The sequence below is a fragment of the Halosimplex carlsbadense 2-9-1 genome (genome assembly GCF_000337455.1).
Lineage (GTDB): Archaea > Halobacteriota > Halobacteria > Halobacteriales > Haloarculaceae > Halosimplex > Halosimplex carlsbadense.
Map to the genome: position 1 here is coordinate 210949 of NZ_AOIU01000008.1, position 20235 is coordinate 231183.

18 protein-coding genes and 1 pseudogene are annotated in these 20235 nt (G+C 68.9%); 16 read left to right on the top strand and 3 right to left on the bottom strand.

All coding sequences use genetic code 11. The annotated features are described in order from the left end of the window. Positions 1 to 94: 94 nt before the first annotated feature. From C475_RS03795 to C475_RS03805, 3 genes are all read left to right on the top strand, one after another. Entirely contained in the window at positions 95 to 487 is a 393-nt protein-coding gene (locus tag C475_RS03795; protein WP_006882444.1) for a DUF7522 family protein, read from the top strand. Further along, a complete protein-coding gene (locus C475_RS03800) occupies positions 484 to 1740 on the top strand; it encodes a DNA double-strand break repair nuclease NurA (RefSeq protein WP_006882445.1) in 1257 nt (418 codons plus the stop codon). Before C475_RS03795 ends, C475_RS03800 begins: the two co-directional genes overlap by 4 nt. A 723-nt stretch (positions 1741 to 2463) precedes the next feature. Continuing rightward, on the top strand, positions 2464 to 3204 hold the full coding sequence (locus tag C475_RS03805) for a competence/damage-inducible protein A (RefSeq protein WP_006882446.1): 741 nt from the start codon (positions 2464 to 2466) through the stop codon (positions 3202 to 3204). Positions 3205 to 3220: 16 nt separating this feature from the next. Here the strand turns inward: C475_RS03805 and C475_RS03810 are convergent, their stop codons facing one another. After that, positions 3221 to 3868, bottom strand: a complete 648-nt coding sequence (locus tag C475_RS03810) for a DedA family protein (protein ID WP_006882447.1) — start codon at positions 3866 to 3868, stop codon at positions 3221 to 3223. 101 nt (positions 3869 to 3969) lie between these two features. On the opposite strand from C475_RS03810, the gene hemB reads away from it, so the two are divergent. Beyond that, the gene (hemB, locus tag C475_RS03815) at positions 3970 to 4950 is read left to right on the top strand and encodes a porphobilinogen synthase (protein WP_006882448.1); all 981 of its coding nucleotides are present in this window, start codon (positions 3970 to 3972) and stop codon (positions 4948 to 4950) included. Positions 4951 to 4963: 13 nt separating this feature from the next. Here the strand turns inward: hemB and C475_RS03820 are convergent, their stop codons facing one another. Together C475_RS03820 and C475_RS03825 are read right to left on the bottom strand one after the other, a co-directional pair. Further along, positions 4964 to 5989, bottom strand: a complete 1026-nt coding sequence (locus C475_RS03820; RefSeq protein ID WP_006882449.1) for an ATP-binding protein — start codon at positions 5987 to 5989, stop codon at positions 4964 to 4966. Then, on the bottom strand, positions 5989 to 7599 hold the full coding sequence (locus tag C475_RS03825) for a methyl-accepting chemotaxis protein (RefSeq protein WP_006882450.1): 1611 nt from the start codon (positions 7597 to 7599) through the stop codon (positions 5989 to 5991). Before C475_RS03825 ends, C475_RS03820 begins: the two co-directional genes overlap by 1 nt. A 570-nt stretch (positions 7600 to 8169) precedes the next feature. Between C475_RS03825 and C475_RS03830 the strand changes: the two genes are divergently transcribed. From C475_RS03830 to C475_RS03880, 12 genes and pseudogenes are all read left to right on the top strand, one after another. Beyond that, positions 8170 to 9591, top strand: coding sequence for an ammonium transporter (locus C475_RS03830; RefSeq protein ID WP_006882451.1), 1422 nt, complete (start codon positions 8170 to 8172; stop codon positions 9589 to 9591). Further along, a complete protein-coding gene (locus C475_RS03835; RefSeq protein WP_006882452.1) occupies positions 9584 to 9937 on the top strand; it encodes a P-II family nitrogen regulator in 354 nt (117 codons plus the stop codon). The genes C475_RS03830 and C475_RS03835 overlap by 8 nt, the downstream gene beginning before the upstream one ends. Positions 9938 to 9943: 6 nt before the next feature. Beyond that, positions 9944 to 10408 (top strand): Lrp/AsnC family transcriptional regulator, encoded by a 465-nt coding sequence (locus C475_RS03840; protein ID WP_006882453.1) that lies wholly within the window; start codon positions 9944 to 9946, stop codon positions 10406 to 10408. 376 nt (positions 10409 to 10784) lie between these two features. Continuing rightward, the gene (locus C475_RS03845) at positions 10785 to 12212 is read left to right on the top strand and encodes an ammonium transporter (RefSeq protein WP_006882454.1); all 1428 of its coding nucleotides are present in this window, start codon (positions 10785 to 10787) and stop codon (positions 12210 to 12212) included. 75 nt (positions 12213 to 12287) lie between these two features. Then, positions 12288 to 12677, top strand: a pseudogene (locus C475_RS22165) (P-II family nitrogen regulator); the annotation flags it as partial. A 21-nt stretch (positions 12678 to 12698) separates the two neighbouring features. After that, a complete protein-coding gene (locus C475_RS03850; RefSeq protein WP_006882456.1) occupies positions 12699 to 13157 on the top strand; it encodes an Lrp/AsnC family transcriptional regulator in 459 nt (152 codons plus the stop codon). A 92-nt stretch (positions 13158 to 13249) separates the two neighbouring features. After that, on the top strand, positions 13250 to 14098 hold the full coding sequence (locus C475_RS03855; RefSeq protein ID WP_006882457.1) for a CBS domain-containing protein: 849 nt from the start codon (positions 13250 to 13252) through the stop codon (positions 14096 to 14098). Continuing rightward, positions 14095 to 15876 (top strand): glycine--tRNA ligase, encoded by a 1782-nt coding sequence (glyS, locus tag C475_RS03860; protein WP_006882458.1) that lies wholly within the window; start codon positions 14095 to 14097, stop codon positions 15874 to 15876. The genes C475_RS03855 and glyS overlap by 4 nt, the downstream gene beginning before the upstream one ends. Positions 15877 to 15910: 34 nt before the next feature. After that, positions 15911 to 16492, top strand: coding sequence for a diacylglycerol/polyprenol kinase family protein (locus tag C475_RS03865; protein ID WP_006882459.1), 582 nt, complete (start codon positions 15911 to 15913; stop codon positions 16490 to 16492). A gap of 66 nt (positions 16493 to 16558) precedes the next feature. Continuing rightward, positions 16559 to 16897 carry a hypothetical protein gene (locus C475_RS03870; RefSeq protein ID WP_006882460.1) on the top strand — a complete coding sequence of 113 codons (339 nt, stop codon included), beginning with the start codon at positions 16559 to 16561 and terminating at the stop codon, positions 16895 to 16897. Positions 16898 to 16982: 85 nt separating this feature from the next. Then, entirely contained in the window at positions 16983 to 19535 is a 2553-nt protein-coding gene (locus C475_RS03875) for a DEAD/DEAH box helicase (protein WP_006882461.1), read from the top strand. 131 nt (positions 19536 to 19666) lie between these two features. Continuing rightward, entirely contained in the window at positions 19667 to 20200 is a 534-nt protein-coding gene (locus C475_RS03880; protein ID WP_049930006.1) for a redoxin domain-containing protein, read from the top strand. Positions 20201 to 20235 lie beyond the last annotated feature (35 nt).

The window sequence follows — 20235 nt, forward strand, 5'->3', positions numbered from 1 at the left end:
GGACGGGCGGCCTTGGAGCGTGGGACCCGTTGACGCCGGCCGGATCACCCGATTCCGCGGAAAGTTATTGTGAGTGGGCGACCGTCGTTAGCCTATGGACGCGCAACTGCTGTCGGACGACCTCGCCGACCAGATCGTGACGACGGCCCGGACCGCGACCGGCGACAGCCTCCGGTCGGTGACCTACTTCACACGCTCGGACTTCGAGCAGCTGTACCTCCGGGAGGACCTCGAACGCGACGCCGACCTCGACACCTTCGTCGGCCACGAGTGGCGCGGCTTTCGCGACACGAGCAACGCCTACCAGTCCTCGGAGCTCGGCGAGTACCGCTTCACCGTCCGCGCGTTCACCAACGGCTACCTCCTCCGGGTGACGGGCGACCGCCGCGGCGTCCTCATCACCACGGACGGCCTCCAGATGCAGTCATACGAGGAGGTCGCAGACGCCATCGAGAAGATGCTCGCCGAGGACCCGACCTCGGAATGACCCTGGACCCCGTCCACGTCGACGGCATCGCCCGTCTGGCCGGCCGCGTCGGCGAGGGCGTCGACGAGGACGACCACGCCGAGGCCGCCGAGACGGTGTGGGCCGACTTCCTCGACCCGCTCTATCGCGACGGCGACGCCGTCCTCGAACCGCTGGGCGAGCAGCGCCGCGAGAAGGTCCCCATCGACGCCGTCGCGCTTCGCGATGCCCCGTTCCCCACCCAGCACGGCCTCGATTCGGGGACGATCAACCCCACGACCTTCAAGAACGGGCTCGTCCTCGACGTGTCCCAGGCCGCGATGGCCGCCGTCCCCTCCGACCTCGACCTCCACCGCGCGCGCACCATCGTGATGACCGCCCACTCCAACGACGACACCTACCGCATCGGCCAGGAGGACTGGACGATGCAGGACGAGGGCTACGTCCGCGAGCGGGCGCTGCACGCCCCCAGCGTCGACCGCTACGAGCAGAACGTCGTCCACGCGCTCGCGCTGTACCTCGCCGAGAGCGAGCACGCCCGCCAACAGGCCGAGATCGTCGACGATCTGCTGATCCTCGACGGGCCGCTCTACCCCACGGGCCTGTTGAAGTGGGGCGAGCGCGACACGGAGCTGGCGGACCTGCTCGTCGAGGACGAGCGCCCGCGGGACGTGGTCGAGAACTACATCCGGCTCGTCGAGACCTTCGTCGACCGGGACGTGCCGCTAGTCGGGTTCATCAAGAACAGCACCGCCAAGGCGATCACCCGAGTCGTCCGCGAGAAGACCAACGCCCCCTGGGCCAACGACAACGCCTTCTTCCAGCGCGTGCTCGCCCGCCGGGACGGAAGCGGCGACCTGCGGACCGACGCGCTCACCGCGACGGGTTGGTTCCGCTCGCGGGTCGGCACCGACCGCGTGATGGCCGCCGACGGCGACGCGCTCGACATCGAACGCCGCCTCGACCCCGAGGCCTACGAGGTCACCTTCTTCGTGCTGTACGACCCCCGCGACGACCTCTGTTACCGCGTCGAGGCGCCCTACGCGTTCACGAAGGACGACGACACCCGCGAGGCGCTGCGCCTGCAGATTCTCCACGACGTGGCCGGCGAGCAGGGACCGCCCCTCGCGGTCGCCAAGGCCGACGAACTCGCCCACATCGACCGCCAGGCCAACGAGCAGCTCCGCCGGCGCATCGAGCGCGAACTCGGCAGCGACCGACATCTCGAATACAACGACAAGCGCTGGGGCGTCGACGTCGAAGAGCTGGTCTGAGGCCGATACTCCATGCTCCAGGCGTTCCCGGCGCGGGGACCTTCCGAACAAGATAGCTACTGGATAAGTGTAGTGGCACACGCTGTCGAGCGGTGCGAGGCGCGACTCCGGAGCGCCTCGATGTGAACGGCGCTGCCGTGAGCGTGCCCGCCTCTTGGCGGGCCGCTCGAAATAGTCGTGCGAGGTCCTCGCGAACCGTGTGAGCGAGGGCTTGTCAGAGCGTGCTCTGACAGTGGATGAGCGACGACAGGAGCGAATCGGCTGGGGANGAGGTCCTCGCGAACCGTGTGAGCGAGGGCTTGTCAGAGCGTGCTCTGACAGTGGATGAGCGACGACAGGAGCGAATCGGCTGGGGAGGTTCGTGGCCGTCTGCGGTCGCTGTCGCGGTGCGGATGGAGTGCCTGGCGGACTGAACGGGCGAGACGCGCGTGGCGGCTGCGCCGCCACGGCTTGCGGCGGTCGGCGGAGCCGATCGCCCTGCTCGCGTGCAGTTCAGTCGCCTGAGCGGGCGCTATCCGCGCGGGTGGTGCGGAGAGCGCGAATATCCCGGTCAGCGACCGCGAGCGCGGCGAGGGCGTTCACCGATTGCCGTCGAGGGCGGCCGCGTCCACTCGATTGCCACCCAAGCCAAGCCGATCAGAGACAACCGAGACACTGACGACACGAGCGAGTCGTCGTCGCGAACCCGGTAGCGTTTACCCGTTCTACGCCCTGCACACGCCCATGGAAGTCGCGCTCGTCACGGTCGGAGACGAACTGCTCGCGGGGGACACCGAGAACACGAACGCGACCTGGCTGGCTCGCCAGCTCACCGAACGCGGCGCGACCGTCGCGCGGATGCTCACCATCCCCGACGACCGCGCGCTGATCGCCCGCTGGGTCGGCGAGTTCGCCGACGACTTCGACGCCGTGGTCGTCACCGGCGGGCTGGGCGACACGCCCGACGACGTGACCATAGAGGCCGTCGCCGACGCCTTCGACCGGGATCTCGAAGTCCAGTCGGACGTGCGCGACCGGATCGCCGAGAAGGCGAGACAGTTCCGCGAGGAAGACCCCGAGTACTACGAGACCCACGACTTCGACCTGGACCTGGACGAGACGGCGGCGCTGCCCGAGGGCGCTCGCCCCCTCGTGACGGCCGAGAGCTTCAACCCCGGCTGTGTCGTCGAGAACGTCTACGTCTTCCCGGGGTTCCCCGAGGAGTTGCGGGTGATGTTCGACTCGGTCGCCGACGAGTTCGGTGGCGATGCCGTCTCCGCGTCGGTCGAGACCGCGACCCCCGAGGGCGCGCTGAAGGACGTACTCGACGGCGCGCGCGAGCGCTTCGACGTGGCCGTCGGCAGCTACCCCGCCCGGCGTGGCAAGCCCGGTCGGGTGAAGGTGACCGGGACCGACCCCGCGACCGTCGAGCGGGCCGTCGAATGGGTCGACGAACGGGTGGCCGACGCCGAATCCGAGGAGTGACCGTCGCGGCGGTCGCTCAGAAGAAGTTCAGCAGGCCGAATTCGACGGCGTAGTGCCAGACCAGGGCGAGCCAGGTCTCGAAGACGACCGTGCCGGCCGCCGAGAGGGCGACGAACTCGCGGGTGTCGATCTCGGCGACGCCGGCGGGCACCGTCAGCATGCCGCGGGTGAGGATCAGGGCGTTGCTCACGAACACGCCCCACTTGCCCCAGCGGTCGAACCAGCGGTCGAAGCGGTCGAGTTTGGACTCGTCGATCCGGAACCACGGCTTCTGGAGCAGCCACTCGCGACCGCCGCGCTTGGCGAGCTGGAACAGCGCGACCTGGCCCAGCGTCGCGCCGACCGTCGCGACGACGAAGATGAGCGCGATCACCGGCCACTCGTACCCCGACGGCTCGGTCGCGAGGAACTCGATGGCTCCCGGCACGAGGGCCTCGCTCGGGGCGAAGTACAGCAACATCGCGCCTTCGAGGACGAAGATAGGGAGCAGGACGGGCAGGCCGTACGTGTCGATGATCCGCTGGGCGAACTGCTCGTCGCCGAAGACGAACAGGACGGCGCCGGCGACCGCCAGCAGGAAGAAGAAGCCGGCGACGACGATCAACCCGTAGTCCTCGGCGAACCCGCGCAGCCGGGATCGACGGGTCGAATCGAGTGATGCCATTCACCTGAGCGGTGCGGGCGTGTCGGTCAAATGTCTTCCGCTCGGAGACGATTCGGTCCGACAGTCGCTAGCCTGATTACCCCGAGACGACGAATGCGGGTATGGATCTGTCACACCGCCCCCGGCGACTCCGAGGCGACGGCGTCCGCCCGCTCGTCCGGGAGACCGACCTCTCGGCGTCGGACCTGATCGCGCCCGTCTTCGTCGACGCGACGACCGACGAGCGAGTACCGATCGAGTCGATGCCCGGGCACACGCGCGTGCCCGTCGACCAGGCGGTCGAGCGCGTCCGAGAGGTCCGGGAGACCGGCGTGGAGGCCGTCATCCTCTTCGGGATCCCCGAGTCGAAAGACCCCGAGGGCTCGCGTGCGTGGGCCGACGACGGCGTCGTCCAGCGCGCCGTCCGGGCGATCACCGAGGAGACCGACGCCTACGTGATAACCGACGTGTGCCTCTGCGAGTACACCGACCACGGCCACTGCGGGGTGGTGGAGGACGACGCCCGTGCGGACCCACACATGACCGTCGACAACGACCGCACGCTGGAGCTGCTGGCGAAGACCGCCGCCTCCCACGCCGAGGCCGGCGCGGACATGGTCGCGCCCTCCAGCATGACCGACGGGATGGTCGGGGCGATCCGCGCCGAACTGGACGACCGCGGGTTCGAGTCGCTCCCGGTCATGAGCTACGCGGCGAAGTACGAGTCGGCCTTCTACGGCCCGTTCCGCGACGCCGCCGACGGCGCGCCCGCCTTCGGCGACCGCCGCCACTACCAGATGGACCCCGCGAACGGCCGCGAGGCGATGCGCGAGGTCACGCTGGACGCGGAGGAGGGCGCCGACGTGCTGATGGTCAAGCCGGCGCTGCCGTACCTCGACGTGGTCGCGGACGTGCGCGAGAACTTCGACCAGCCCGTCGCCGCGTACAACGTCTCCGGCGAGTACGCGATGCTCCACGCCGCCGCCGAGAAGGGGTGGCTTGACCTCGAAGCGGTCGCCTACGAGTCGCTGCTGTCGATCAAGCGCGCCGGCGCGGACCTGATCCTCACCTACTTCGCCGAGGACGTGGCCGAGCGGCTGTAGCGGTGACGACCCGTCACGCCTCGTCGACCGCCGGGAGGGTCACCCGGACGACGGTCTCACCGTCGACACGTCGATAGTCGAGACGTCCGTGACAGGCCTCGATGGCCCACTTGGCCAGCCAGAGACCGAGTCCGGTGCTGTGAGAGAGCTGCGTGAGCGGCCGGTCCGCGAAGACGACGGCCCGTACCCCGTCGGGGATCCCCGGGCCGTCGTCGACGACGTCGATCTCGACCGTGTCGCCCGCTCGCCGACCGACGACCCGAACGTCCGGCGCGTCGCCGCCGTGGATCACGGCGTTGGAGACGAGGTTCTCCAGCGCGGCCTCGAGCGGTCCCCCCGCGAGGACCGGGAGCCGCCCGGGCAACTCCGTAGTGACCGTCGCGGACCCGTTCACCGACCGCACCGCGCTCGCCACCGATCGAAACAGGTCGGCGACGTCGACCACCTGCCGGTTTATCTCCTCGTCGAAGGCGCGTTCGACGAGGCGCGCGCGCTCGCTGAGCGTCTCGAGGTCTCGCGCCGCCGAGCGGGCGAGCCGGGCCTGCTCGGCGACCGGACCGTCGGTCATTCGTTCGACCTCGTTCACGCTCCCGAGGATGACCGTCAGCGCGTTGCGCAGGTTGTGACGGAGCACGCGATGGACCACCGCGTGGTGGCGCTTGCGACGAGTCCGCTCGGTGATGTCGGTGTAGATCGCCAGTCCGCCCCGGCCGCCGTCACCGTGTTCGTACGGGACCCCGCGGTAGATGAACTGCCGAAGCCCGTCCGCCGTTCGACGAGTCACGGTGCCGCTGTTGACCTTCCCGTCGGCGGTCCGCTGGTCGAAGTCGACCGCCGCTTCCGCGCGGCCCTCCGGGACGATGAAGTCGTTGAGCGACTCGCCGACGACCGTCTCGGCCGACCAGCCGAACACGGACTCGAACCCCGGGTTGACCGCGCGGACGACCGGCCGCATCTCCACGATCTCCACCTCGACGACCGCGTCGTCGATGAGTTCGAACAGCGCGTCGAACCGCTCTGCGCTCCGCTGGCCGCTCATCACGATTCCCCGTCGGCGACGGTGAGGAACGGGGGCTCCGCCGACGCGGCCACGGGACGGCTCACACCCCCGGCCCCGTCGACGGCGGTCGCCAGTTCGACGGTCGGCCGTCTGTCGCCGCCGGTCAGCGACAGGACCTGGTCGGCCGCGCCGGCGTAGAATGCGGCGAAGGAGTCGCTGACACTGGCGTCGTCGACGACGTTGACGACCGTGTCCGTCGATTCGAGGACGCCGTCGTCGTTGTCGTACCGGGCGGCCCGGGCGGCTCGCTCGCCGAGGACCTCGATTTCGCCGGCGACGTTCCCGACGACGAGGAGCGGGCGGTCGCGCCGGTCGGCGGTGCGCTCGTTCACGTCGCTCAGCGACCGGCGGTCGAGGTCGAACACGTTGCGGCCGGCGCCCCAGTCGTCGAACATGTCGAGGACGAACAGCCGGTCGGTCGCGAGCGCCTCGTCGACGCCGGTGCCGACGGCGTCCAGCGCGGCGTCGAGCGTCGCTCGGTCGAGCCCGGGCGGCGCCGACAGCGACACCGCCCGCTCGTCGGCGATCGCGGCCGCACACAACTGGGCGAGGAGGCGCCCGACCGGGCCCGCCCCGTCGTGGCGGACGACCGCGCGGCCGCCCTGGGGGATCCCGCCGTCGCAGAGCGCGTCGACGCCGTCGATCCCGGTCGGAATCCGCACCGCCTCCGCGAGTTCGCGCTCGCGCGAGCCCGCCGCGCTCTCGAGGGCCTCCTCGACCTCGGCGAGCATCTCGGTCTGCTCGCTCCGGGCGTCGCGGATCGTCTCGATATCGCGTTCGACGCTCCCGGCGCTCTCGGCGACGCGCTCGACCGTCGCGGCGACGCGCTCGCTCGTGGTCGCCTGCTCGTCGGCCGCGGCCGACACCGACCCGATGTCGGCGGCCGTCTCGTCGACCGCGTCGGTCACGTCGTCGAACGCCGCCTTCGTCTCCGCCGACCGGTCGCTCGCCCGGTCGATCCGCTCGACCGCCCGTTCGAGCTGGGCGACGGTCTCGTCGGTGGCGTCGCGCACGTCCGCCAGCAGCGCGTCGATGTCGTCGGCCTGGGACTGGGACTCCCCCGCCAGGGACTTGATCTCCTCGGCGACGACGGCGAACCCGTCGCTCCCGTCGCCGGCGCGGGCCGCCTCGATGCTCGCGTTCAGCGCGAGCATGTTCGTCTGGTCGGCGATGTCGTCGATCCCGGACAGCGCCTCGGCGATCCGGTCGATCTGGGTCGTCAGCGCGTCGATCCGTTCGAGCGCCGCCTGGCCGGCCTCGCGGGCCTCCCGCAGCGTCTCGGTGGCCGCCGCCGCCGCTTCGCGCCCCTCCGCCGCCTCCGAGGCGGCCCGCTCGGACTGCTCGCTGACCGCGGTCGCCGTCGCGGCGATCTCCTCGATCGTCGCCGACAGCGACGAGACGTCGTCGACCGCCGAGTCGGCCTCGTCGACCTGACGGCCCGCCTCCTCGGCGATCGCGTCGAGCTCCGCGTCGACCGTCGCCGACGCGGTCCTGACCACGTCCAGCGCGCCGGCCGCGTTCGCGACCATCTGCTCGTCGTGGTCGGCTGCCGCCGAGTCCGGCCGAGCCCGCTGCTCGCCGACGGTCATCGTCTCGACACCTCGATCACGGAACAGATAGCAATATCGCCGATATACCCACCTACGGTTATGTTTATCGATGAATAAGTGTGCATTCGTAGTCGTATCTTCGACTCTTATGATCACACATAACTCTCGCGCTTGGCACAATTCGCGCGGTCCGTCGGGGTCGGCGGGCGGCACCCAGTGTGACCGGTCCCTGCTCGCGTCCGTACTGTGTCTGTCCACACCCCGATACCGGCGTCGGCGAGCGCCCGAGAGCGAGCGGCGCGCGCGAGCCCAGCGCCCCCGTTCGACCGCCCCTCCCCCGCGAACCGGTCGACGAACGTTCGATTCGAGCGGAGGATCGTCCATCGATCTGGACGAACGGAGACCTTATATCCATAATACCATGGGATACTTCTGACAGCCGTCTCGTTATGCACGCAAGATTTCGATGTTTTCAAGCACACCCTTATGTGGTAGGATTCCATGACCCTCAATCGAGATGTACACTACGAACGTAGTGAGAATGGGTGGAAAGGTATACGATCATCAATATAATTCGGGCTGCTCAGGCGGGGCAGGGGTGACCGTCGCATGACGGCGCTGCTGGCGCCGGCGGCCGACGCGCTGTTGCAGCTGGACCCGACGCAGGTCGCCAACGGCGTGAACAACGTCTGGGTCCTCGTGGTCTGTTTCCTGATCTTCTTCATGCAGCCCGGGTTCGCGCTACTGGAGAGCGGGCAGGTACGGGCGAAGAACGTCGGGAACGTCCTGATGAAGAACATGACCGACTGGGTGCTCGGCGTGTTGGTCTTCTTCGCCATCGGGTCGGCGTTCAGCGCGCTCGTCGGGCAGCTGACGACGCCCGGCGTGGCGCTGGACATCGCCGGCGCCTGGGGCTACGTCAACGACCCCAGCGCGTACATCGGCTGGTTCTTCGGCGCCGTCTTCGCGATGACCGCGGCGACCATCGTCTCCGGTGCCGTGGCCGAGCGGATGAACTTCCGCGCGTACGTCTTCGTCGCCGCGGCGATGGTCGCGGTCATCTACCCCGCGATGCCCGGCATCGCCTGGGGCGGAACGGGCCTGCTCTCCGGTGACGGCTACCTCGGCCAGGCCATCGGCGCCGGCTACCTCGACTTCGCGGGCGCGACCATCGTCCACATGTGCGGCGGCATGGCCGGCCTCGTGGGCGCGAAGATGGTGGGGCCCCGCTCGGGGCGCTACGACTCCAGCGGCAACAGCCAGCCCATCCCCGGTCACTCGATGCTGCTCGCGGTGCTGGGCACGCTGTTCCTCGCGTTCGGCTGGTACGGCTTCAACGTCGGCACGCAGGCGACGGTCCTCTCGGTCACCGACTCCGGCGTCGCCTTCCAGGGCGGTGCGCTGGGCCAGGTCGTCATGAACACGACGCTCGGCATGGGCGCCGGCGGCGTCGCGGCCATGCTCGTCTCCTCGGCGTGGCAGGGCAAGCCCGACCCGCTGTGGGCCGCCAACGGCCTGCTCGCCGGGCTGGTCGCCGTCACCGGCGCGGTCCCCCACGTCACGTGGTGGGGCGGCGTCATCCTCGGCGGCCTCGCCGGCGCGCTCGTCCTGCCGACGTTCCGCTGGGTCGTCGACTCGCTGAAGATCGACGACGTCTGCGGCGTCTTCGCCGTCCACGGCATGGCCGGCGCGGTCGGCACCATCCTGATCCCGCTGTTCGGCGTCACCGCCTCCGGCGGCTACACGTTCCTCGGCGTCAACCAGCTCATCATGCAGGTCGCCGGCGTCGCCGTCGTCGGCACGTGGACCGTGCTCGCCAGCATCGTCGCGTTCAAGATCGCCGACGTGCTGTTCGGCCTGCGCGTCTCCGAAGCCGAGGAGGAGGCCGGCCTCGACGAGAGCGAACACGGCGTCTCCGTCTACCCCGAGTTCACCGCCGGCGGCAGCCGCGACAGCCCGGCCGTGAGCGCGGACGGTGGAACGGAGGTCCGCACGGATGGCGGGAGCCAGGGAGGTGTCTCCGATGAGTGACGACGAGATCAAGATGGTCGTCGCGGTCGTCCGTCCCGACAAGCTCGGCGACGTGAAACAGGCGCTGGCCGAGGCCGGCGCCCCCTCGCTCACCGTCACGAACGTCTCGGGGCGGGGCTCCCAGCCCGCCAAGACGGGCCAGTGGCGCGGCGAGGAGTACGTCGTCGACCTCCACCAGAAAGTCAAGATCGAATGCGTCGTCTCGGAGATCCCCGCCCAGGACGTGGTCGACGCCATCGCCGACGCCGCCCAGACGGGCGAGCCCGGCGACGGCAAGATCTTCGTCCTCCCCGTCGAGGACGCCGTCCAAGTCCGGACCGGCGACTCGGGGCCAGGGGCCGTCTGAAATTCGATGTCGGCAGAACTGGACGACACTGACCGGCGGATCATCGACGCCCTGCTCGACAACGGGCGCGCCAGCGCCAGCGAACTCGCCGAGCAGGCCGAGATCGCCACCGCGACCGCCACGAAGCGACTCCAGCGCCTCGAAGAGGACGGCGTCATCGACGGCTATCAACCGGAGATCGACTACGGCGCCTTCGGCTACGAGGTCACCGCCGTCTTCCGCCTCGACGTCGACGGCGAGGGCCTGGAGACGGTCGTCGACGACCTGCGCGACGCCGGCAACATGGTCGGCGTCTACGAGGTCACCGGGAGCGACGACGTGGTCGCCGTCGGGAAGTTCGAGAACACGGAAGCCCTGAACGCCCAGATCAAGTCGGTGCTCACCCACCCCGAGGTGCGGTCGGCCCGGACGAGCATCGTCCTCGACACCGTCTGCGAGTACGACCGCCTCCCCGTCGACACCGAGGAGTAACGGTCGTCCCCGCGGTCGAACCACACCCGATCACTTTCCTCCCCCTTCCACTGCCGATCGTCACGTCGACCGCGCGAGAGCGTCTACCCCCCGGATAGGCCGATTTTGCCGTGATCCTCGGTTGACGAGCGTCCAAATTAGACGCGTGTCAACCCACCGTTTCTGGACGGAATACAACCTTAAATCCATAATACTCTACTATAATTTTGACGAGCGTCTACGTAACTCCTGAAAGTTGCATCATTGTAAAGCCAACCCTTATACGGAGTGATTCCGCACAGTTCTCCCGTACTCTCCGAAACGTTCGGAGGGCAAAACAGCGCTCGACTGAACGATTCGAAACCAGTCGGGCGCCACACCGAGACAACACATCAACATGCTCGAACTCACCGCGCTGCAGACGGAAACCCAGACGCTGATAGACGCGATAAACACCACGTGGGTGCTGGTAGTCACCTTCCTGATCTTCTTCATGCACGCCGGCTTCGCCATGCTGGAGGCGGGCCAGGTCCGCTCGAAGAACGTCTCGAACCAGCTGACCAAGAACCTGTTGACCTGGTCGGTCGGGGTATCGGTGTTCTTCCTGATCGGTGCCGGCATAGACAGCCTCGTCGGCGGCGGCGGCTTCGCGCCCGCCTTCGGCTACGAGGCCCCCGCCGACTGGATCACCTGGCTCTACGGCGCCGTCTTCGCGATGACCGCCGCGACCATCGTCTCCGGCGCCGTCGCCGGCCGCGCGAAGCTGCGCGCCTACGTGGCCTACACGTTCCTGCTGGCCGCGGTCATCTACCCGGTCGTCTCCGGGATGGCCTGGTACGACGCCGGCCTGCTCGGCATCGACGGCTTCGTCGGCTCGACGTTCGGCGTCGCCTTCGACGACTTCGCCGGCGGGACGGTCGTCCACGCGATGGGCGGCATCGCCGGCCTCACCGCCGCGTGGGTGCTCGGCCCGCGCATCGGCCGGTTCAACGACGACGGCTCGGCCAACGTCATCCCGGGCCACTCGATGACCTTCGCCGTGCTGGGCACGCTGATGCTCGCGTTCGGGTGGTACGGCTTCAACGTCGGCACCTCCGCGATCTTCAACGGGGAGGGCGCCTTCCTCGGCGAGCAGCTCGGCCGCGTCGCGATGACGACCACGCTCGCGATGGCCTCCGGTGCGATGGCCGCCGGCGGCGTCGCGTGGGCGAAGACGGGCAAGGTCGACACGCTGTACGTCGCCAACGGCCTGCTGGCAGGCCTCGTCGGCATCACGGCCATCCCCCACGCCGCGACGTGGTGGGGCGCGTTCCTCGTCGGCGGCGTCGCCGGCGCGCAGCTCCCCATCGTCTTCAGCATCGTCGAGAAGCGGCTCAACATCGACGACGTGTGTGCGGTGTTCCCCGTCCACGGGAGCGCGGGCGTCATCGGGACGCTCATGCTGCCGATCGTCGTCGCCCCGAGCTATCTCGGCAACACGAGCCGCGTCGACATGTTCCTCGCACAGCTGACCGGCGTCGTCGTCATCGTCGCCTGGACGGTCGTCACGACCGGCCTCATCTGGGGCGCGCTGAAGGCGCTCGGCCAGGCCCGCGTCAGCCGCGAACACGAGCAGGAGGGCCTCGACGTGAGCGAACACGGCGTCGAGACCTACCCCGAGTTCGGCGACGAAGGTGCGGCGGTCGCCGACGGCGGCACGGTTCGGACGGACGGCGGTCTGGCGACCGAAGAGAGTCAGACCTCGTCAGAGCCGCGATCTGACGGCGGTGTTTCCGGCGAGAACTACGTTCCCGCCGAACGAACTACGGACGAACGGAGTGACTGACCGATGACCGACGACACGCACACTGACGGTATCGACACGGACGACCACGCGAACGCGAACTCAACGACTATGACCGACACCGAAATTCGAACGGACGGCGGCGAAGAGCTTCCCAACGACGGCGAGATCAAGATGGTGGTCGCGGTCGTGCGCCCGGACAAGCTGGGCGACGTGAAACAGGCGCTGGCGGAGATCGGCGCCCCGTCGCTGACGGTGACGAACGTCTCGGGGCGGGGCTCCCAGCCGGCGAAGAAGGGACAGTGGCGCGGCGAGGAGTACGTCGTCGACCTCCACCAGAAAGTGAAAATCGAGTGCGTCGTCGCCGACATCCCCGCCGAGGACGTGGTCGACGCCATCGCCGAGGGCGGCAACACCGGCGAGAAGGGCGACGGCAAGGTGTTCGTCCTCCCCGTCGAGAGCGCGACGCAGATCCGCACGGGCAAGACCGGCCGGGACGCGGTCTAAGGGTTCCCAGGAGGGGGACAGATGGTCGATATCGACGAGACGGACAGGCGGCTGGTCGACGCGCTGCTGGCCGACGGCCGCGCCAGCGCGAACGAGCTCGCCGCCGAAGTCGGGATCGCGACGGCGACGGCTACCAAGCGCGTGCAGACGCTGGAGGACGCCGGGATCATCGACGGCTACCGGCCCAGGATCGACTACGGCGCGCTGGGCTTCGGAGTGACCGCCGTGTTCAACCTCGACGTGGCCGGCGACGGGATCGAGGCCGTCGTCGCCGACCTTGCCGACGCCGGCGACATGGTGGGCGTCTACGAGGTCACCGGCAGCCAGGACGTGATCGCGATCGGGAAGTTCACCGACACGGCGTCGCTGAACGCTCGGATCAAGGAACTGCTCGTCGACGACGACATCGAGTCGATCGCGACGAACATCGCGCTGGAAGTCGTCACCGAGAACGAGCCGCTCCCGCTCGCCGAGGAGTGAGCGGCCGCCGCGTTTTCCCGCCGGCGTGGTCGCTCGCCGGCGAGCGGTGAAGTGTAAGGTCTTAGTATTTGGGGCTGGGAGTACGCTGTACTATGAACGTCGCAGACGTAATGACGCCCCGCGAGGACCTCGTCACGGCCGAGCTACCCGGTACCCGGGACGACGTCCTCGAGTATCTCCAGGAGCGGGCGTTCTCGTCGGTCCCGGTCGTCACCGAGGGCGACGACGGCGAACAGTTCCGCGGTCTCGTCTCCCGTGACGCCCTGATCGACCAGCCCGACGAGGACCAGCTCGCCATGCTCGTCGAGGAGGTCCCCACTACAGGCGCCGACGCCACCCTGACCGAGCTGGCCGGACTCATGCTCGCCGAGGGCGCCCGGCGGGTCCCCGTCGTCGACGGCCGACTCGAAGGGGTCGTCACCATCACCGACGTGGTCCGGGCCATCGCCACCGGCGACGTGAACGGCGACGTAACTGTCGACGGCCTCGCCCAGCACGAGGTCAACTGCGTCTACGAGGGGGCGCCTCTGCCCGTCGCCGAGCGCGAGCTCTCCCACGCCGACGCCCCCTACGGCGTCGCGCTGGACGACGCGGGCGAGACCAGCGGGATGATCACCGAGGTCGACATCATCGACGTAGCCCGCGTCGTCGAGGGCGAGGAAGAGACCGGCGACAGCCTCGCCGCCGACGACGACGACTGGAAGTGGGAGAGCGTCAAGGCCGTCGGCTCGCGCTACATGCCCACCCGCAACGTCGAGATCCCCGCCGGTCCCGTCTCGGAGTTCATGACGAGCGATCTGGTCACCATCAGCGGCCGCCGCACCGCCCAGGACGCCGCCCAGCTGATGATCGAACACGACATCGAGCAGATCCCCCTCGTTTCGGGCGACGAGCTCTCCGGCGTCGTCCGGGACATGGATCTGCTGGAGGCGCTTCGATGAGTGAGGGCCGTAGTTCTGACCTGACGGAACTCGCCAAGCGTCGCGGTTTCTTCCTCCAGAGCGCCGGCGCGTACGGCGGCGTCTCCGGCTTCTACACGTTCGGGCCGCAGGGTGCGAGTCTCAAGGACAACATCGAGGACACCTGGCGCGACCGCTTTACCGTCCAGGAGGGCAACATGGAGATCGACGCCCCCACGGTGATGCCCGAACCCGTCTTCGAGGCCTCGGGCCACCTCGACGGCTTCGACGACATGATCGTCGAGTGCCCCGACTGTGGCGAGTCCCACCGGGCCGACCACGTCGTCGAGGACAACACCGACTACGAGGAGGCCGAAGCGCTCGGTCCCGACCGCGTCGGCGAGATCATCGCCGAGTACGAACTCGTCTGTCCCGTCTGTGGCACCGGCCTGGCGGGCCAGGCCATCGAGGAGTTCAACCTCATGTTCGAGACGACGATCGGGCCGGGCTCGTCGTCGCCGGGCTATCTGCGGCCCGAGACCGCCCAGGGCATCTTCGTCGAGTTCCCCCAGCTCAAGGAGTACGCCCGCAACCAGGTGCCCTTCGGCGTCACGCAGATCGGCCGGGCCTACCGCAACGAGATCAGCCCCCGGAAGTCGCTGGTTCGCGTCCGGGAGTTTACCCAGGCCGAGCTAGAGCTGTTCATCGACCCCGAAGCGGACGAGCCGGACCTCTCGGCGGTCGAAGATGTCGTCGCGCCGTTCTACAGCGCCGAGGCCCAGAACGAGGACGGCGGCGGGGCCCGCGAGCTGACGATCCGCGAGGCGGTCGAGGAGGGCGTCGTCGCCGACCCGTGGATCGCCTACTACCTCGGCGTCGCGACGGAGTGGTACGAGTCGATCGGCGTCGACATGGACCGGTTCCGCTTCCGCCAGCACCTCGGGGGCGAACTCGCCCACTACGCCGCCGACTGCTGGGACGCCGAGAGCTACGTCACGGGCGACTGGGTGGAGATCGCCGGCTTCGCCTACCGCGGCGACTACGACCTCTCGAAACACGACGAACACTCCGACGACGACTACACGATATTCAAACAGTACGACGAACCCCTCACGGTCGAACGCCCCACCGTCGACCCCGACATGAGCTACCTGGGGCCGGAGTTCGGCGGCGACGCCGCCGCCGTCGCGGAGGCGCTCGAAGATCTCGCCGAGCGTACCCCGGAGGCCTTCGAATCCGCCGGCGAGGACGGCGAGGTCACCGTCGAGGTCGACGGCGACTCGTTCGACGTGCCCGTCAGCCAGACCGGCTTCGCCGTCGAGGAGGTGACCGAATCCGGCGAGCACTTCCTGCCCCACGTGGTCGAGCCGTCGCTCGGGATCGACCGCGCGCTGTACACCGTCCTCGACCACTGCTACCGCGAGGACGAGGTCGACGGGGAGGAGCGCACGTTCCTCGAACTGCCCGCAGAAGTGGCGCCGACGACCGTCGGGGTCTTCCCGCTGATGGACCGCGACGGCCTCGGCGAGGAGGCTCGCGAGATCGCGGCGGACCTTCGCGAGCGGGGCCTCTCCGTGGCGTACGACGACTCGGGGGCCATCGGTCGGCGCTACCGCCGCCAGGACGAGGTCGGCACCCCCTTCTGCGTCACCGTCGACTACGCGACCGTCGGCGAGGCCCGGGACGACGACGAGGGCGAGCCCGGCACCGTGACGGTCCGCGAGCGCGACACTACCGCCCAGAAGCGCATCGCCGTCGAGGAGCTCCCGGAGACGCTCGAAGCGCTGCGCGACGGCGAACTGGCGTTCGCGGAGCTGTAGGCACCGCCGGGATCCGGGGGACCCGCTCTCACCAATGCGCGACGAAATCGCCCGTCGACTGGTCCACGCGAGCGGCACAGCGGTGCCGCTCGCGTACCTGTTCGCCCCGGGCGTCGAGTGGGTCCACGTCCAGGCGCTGCTGGTCGCCGGGCTCGCCGTCGCGCTCGTGCTCGAAGTCGTCCGGCTGGTCGTCGGCCTGGACTGGTGGGTCTACGAGAAGCTCACCCGCGAGTACGAACAGGACAACCTCGCCGGCTACTTCCTCGCCGTCTTCAGCATGACCGTCGTCGCGCTCGCCTTCGAGCCGGCGGTCGCCGTCCCGGCGATCCTCATGCTCACGATCGCCGACCCCGTCTCCGGCCTGCTGGGGTCGGGCGAACTGCGGACGGCCAAGGACGTCACCGTCCTGCTGACGACCTTCGCCGTCGCGACGCTGCTTGCGGTCCCGTTCGTCACGCCCGTCGCGGCCGTCCTCGGCGGCGCCGCCGCCACGCTCGCCGACGGTGTCAAACCGGTGATCCGGGGGTACGTCATCGACGACAACCTCACCATCCCCGTCGCGGGAGCCGTCGCGATGTTCCTCGCGATGCAGTTCCTCCCCTCGACGCCGGTCTGAGCCGCGCGCCGGCTGGCTTGCCACGGCAGGCCCGCCGTTCATCGGGTGCGCCCGGCAAGAGCGGGTATGCTCGACGACCCGAACTGGCAGGAGTATCTCGGCACGCTCGTCCGCGACCGCGGCAAACCCATCGGGACGATCGTGGACTTCGACGACGATCGGGCGGCGTTCTACCTCGAACCCTCACCGGAGATCGACGAGAACACCTGGGACGGGCTGGGGTGGGGCGACCACGCCGACTACGACGTGAACTGGGAGGACGTCGACTACGACCGCTGGCGCGACGGCGAGAGCGACCTGCCGGTCGACTACGACGAGTGGCCCTGTACGCTCCCGAACGCTCGCCTCGAAGAGAGCGAGGACGGGGAGGAACTGCGACTCGTGAGCGTCGCCTCGGGGACCTGAGTCGGGAACGGCGCCGTCGGCGCTCCGTTTCACTTTCGCCGCGGTATCTGAACCCTTATCGGGTGGCGGGAACTACCCAAACGAAATGGCGACGACCGACGAGGGCGAGGGGGTCTCCGGGCCGCTCCTCGCGGACGGCTTTCTCGAGGACCGGACCTACCAGCGCAAGCTGGCCGACGCCGCGCTGGAGACCCACACCCTGGTCTGTCTCCCGACGGGGCTGGGCAAGACGACGGTGAGCCTGCTGGTCACCGCCGACCGGCTGGCCGGCGACGTGGTGAACAAGTCGCTGCTGCTCGCGCCGACCAAGCCGCTGGTCACCCAGCACGCCGAGTTCTACCGCGAGGCGCTGGAAGTCCCCGACGACGAGATCGTCGTCTACACTGGCGACACCCGCCCGGACGACCGCGCGGATCTGTGGTCGGGCGCCCGGATCGTCGTCGCGACCCCCGAGGTCGTCGAAAACGACCTCGTCGGCAACCGCATCGACCTGACCGACGTGGTCCACTGTACCTTCGACGAGTGCCACCGCGCGACCGGCGACTACGCGTACAACTACATCGCCGAGCGCTACCACGAACAGGCCCGTGACTCGCTCGCGACCGGCATGAGCGCCTCCCCCGGCGACGACGAGGAGGCCATCCTCGAAGTCTGCGCCAACCTCGGGCTCGCCCAGGTCGAGGTGATGACCGAGGACGACGCCGACGTGTCGACCTACACCCACGAGACCAGCGTCGACTGGGAACGGATCGAGCTGCCCGAGACGGTGATCGAGCTCCGGGACGCGATCAACGAGGTCATCGAGGACCGCCTCGCGAAGCTCCGAGAGCTAGGCGTCACGAACACCAGCAAGGCCGACGTGTCCGAGCGGGAGATCCAGAAGATCCAGGGACAGCTGCGGGATCTGATGAACAACGACCAGTCGGAGGGGTACGAGGGGATGAGCTTCCTCGCGGAGGTCCGCAAGCTACGGACCGCCGTCACCTACGCCGAGACCCAGAGCGTCGAGAGCCTCCGCCGGTACTTCGAACGGCAGAAACAGGCCGCCCGGTCGTCGGGCGCCTCGAAGGCCGACCAGCGGATGATCTCCGAGCCGAAGGTCCGGGAGGCGATCAGGCGGGCCGAGGACTACGACGACCTCCACCCGAAGTTCCGGCGGACGCGGATGCTCATCGCCCAGACGCTCGGCATCGAGAACGGCGACCGGGTCATCGTCTTCACCGAATCGCGAGACACGGCGGAGACGCTGACGGACTTCCTCGGCGAGCATTTCACCGCCCGGAAGTTCGTCGGCCAGTCCGACACCGAGGGTAGCGACGGGATGACCCAGAACGAGCAACAGGAGACGCTGGACGAGTTCCGCGCCGGCGAGTTCGAGGTGCTGGTCTCGACGTCCGTGGCGGAGGAGGGGCTGGACGTGCCCGAGGTCGATCTCGTACTCTTCTACGAGCCCGTCCCGACCGCCATCCGCGCCATCCAGCGCAAGGGCCGGACCGGCCGCCAGACCGAGGGGGCGGTGTCGGTGCTGCTCGCGGAGGACACCCGCGACGAGGCGTACTTCTGGAAGGCCCGCAACGACCAGAAGCGCATGGAGAAGGAACTGCGCTCGCTGAAGTCGATGGCCGGCGAGATCGAGAGCGAACTCACCCAGACCGGGATGGACGAGTTCGCCGACGCTGGCGGTGGCGCCGACGCCAGCGATAGTGCCGACGCGGACGGCAGTGACGGTTCGGCTCCACACGAAACGGGGGGCGAATCGGTAGCCGAAGTGGGCGAAGTTACATCGGAGGCGGACGACGCTGCACCCGAAACTGGGGACTCCGCAACCACCTCGCAAGCGTCCGGCGACGGCGACGGGCAAGCGGGACTGGACGCGTTCGCCGGTGGCGAGTCCGGTGCTGGTGGCGACGCCGCCCCAGCCGACGACACCGCGGACCGCGACGAGCCCGACGGGGAGGTCGCAACGGCGAGCGCGGACGACGAGAGCGTGGAAGTCGTCGTCGACCAGCGCGAGCTGGACGCGGCGATCGCCAAGGACCTCTCGCGGACCGACGGCGTCGTGACGCGCCTGGAGACGCTGGCGGTCGGCGACTACGTGCTCTCTGACCGGGTGGTCGTTGAGCGCAAGACCGTATCGGACTTCCTGGACACGCTGACCGGCGACGACGAACGCTCGCTGTTCGAGCAGCTCACCGACGCGGCCCGCTACTACGCCCGACCCGTCGTCGTCGTCGAGGGCGAGGACCTCTACGGCGAGCGCAACGTCCACCCCAACGCTATCAACGGCGCGCTGGCCTCGATCGCCGTCGACTTCGGCGCGAGCGTCCTCCGGACGACCGACGCCGACGAGACCCGGGAACTCATGGCGACCATCGCGACCCGCGAGCAGGAGGACGAAGACAGGACCGTCAGCGTCCACGGCGAAAAGAGCTCGAAGACGCTGGCCGAACAGCAGGAGTACGTCGTCGCCAGCGTCGCCGAGGTCGGCCCCGTGACCGCCGAATCCCTGCTCGCGGAGTTCGGCAGCGTCGAGGCCGTGATGACCGCCGACGCCGACGATCTCATGGCCGCGGAGGGCGTCGGCGAAGTGACCGCACAACGCATCCGTGAAGTGGTAGGAAGCGACTACGACGGCTGACCCGCGAGGTCGACCGCCACACAGCGTTCCGTCTCGGCAGTCCGACACCCCTTCGTTTCGAGTCGAGATATTGAACAATCAAAACAACGATTACCCCTGGGTTCAAAGTTGATAACAGCAGGGGGCTATAGATGAGCGACGGCATGCAATGGATCGTCAGGTTCGAGTTGCCGAACGGGGGGCCAGGGCCGGACACGGTCGCGAGCGACGATCTCGCGGGCGAGTTCGACGCCGTGGTCGTACTCCTGTTGCGAGACCACTACTGCCAGGTGTCGCGCGAGCGGGCCACGGCCTACAGCGAGGCGTTCGACGAGTTCGCCGCCGAGGACGTGGCCGTCGTCGCCGCGCTCCCGGACACCGCCGAGCGGGCCGGCTACTGGCGGCGCCGGTACGAGTTGACCTATCCGGTCCTCGCCGACTCGGCCGAAGGGCCGGCGGCCGCCGAGGTCGACGCCGGGGGGGCGACGGCGATGACCGACGGCACGCCGCGGTTCGACGCCTTCTCCGACATCGAGGTCGGCGTCGACACGCTACCCGGGATCGGCGTCCTCGACACGCGCTCGAAGTTCCCGCGGCTCGTCCACACCGAGGGCGGCGAGACGCTTCAGAAGTGTCCGAGCCCGAGCGAGGCGCTCGACGCGGCTTGCGACGCACTGGAAACGTAGGGCCGGCGGCTGCCGACCGGGGAAGTCGGCCGCAG